Annotated in this window: 1 protein-coding gene; it reads left to right on the top strand. The window is 54.1% G+C overall.

Features of this window, described 5'->3' with window-relative positions:
- Positions 1-14 precede the first annotated feature (14 nt).
- Positions 15-764: hypothetical protein (locus J7438_RS26355; protein ID WP_209278990.1), on the top strand; the 750-nt coding region annotated here is incomplete at its 3' end.

Raw genomic sequence — 764 nt, 5'->3', positions numbered from 1 at the left:
TGACTCCGTCAGGCATGGCAAGCACTCAGGCATTGTCATCGAACACGACGGCTACGTTCTCACCAGAGCTGAGTTCGTCGATCAATACCACCGATGTGTCAATGACTCCGTCAGGCATGGCAGGCACCCAGACGTTATCATCCAACACTACCTCTCCATTCTCTCCAGAACTCAGTTCGTCGATGAATACCACCGATGTGTCACTGACTCCGTCAGGCATGGCAGGTACTCAGACACTGTCATCCAACACGACGGCTACGTTCTCTCCAGAACTCAGTTCGTCGATCAATACCACCGATGTGTCACTGACTCCGTCAGGCATGGCAGGCACTCAGGCATTGTCATCCAACACGACGGCTACGTTCTCTCCGGAACTGAGTTCGTCGATGAATACCACCGATGTGTCAATGACTCCGTCAGGCATGGCAAGCACTCAGGCACTGTCATCCAACACGACGGCTCCGTTCTCACCGGAGCTGAGTTCGCCGATCAATACCACCGATGTGTCAATGACTCCGTCAGGCATGGCAGGTACTCAGACACTGTCATCCAACACGACGTCTCCGTTCTCTCCGGAACTCAGTTCGTCGATCAATACCACCGATGAGTCAATGACTCCATCAGGCATGGCAGGCACTCAGACATTGTCATCCAGCACAATGGCCCGGATCTCACCGGAGATGACTTCGCAACTATCCCCTTCCCAAACACCAACAGCTCACCTTGAGGCGACCCCGTCGGCCATTGACGATCATGCTGATGCT

This window comes from Thalassotalea sp. G20_0, assembly GCF_017744175.1.
In the GTDB taxonomy this organism is placed as follows: domain Bacteria; phylum Pseudomonadota; class Gammaproteobacteria; order Pseudomonadales; family Endozoicomonadaceae; genus Endozoicomonas.
Note: the sequence above shows the minus strand (reverse complement) of the source record. Positions and strands in the feature narration are given on the sequence as shown.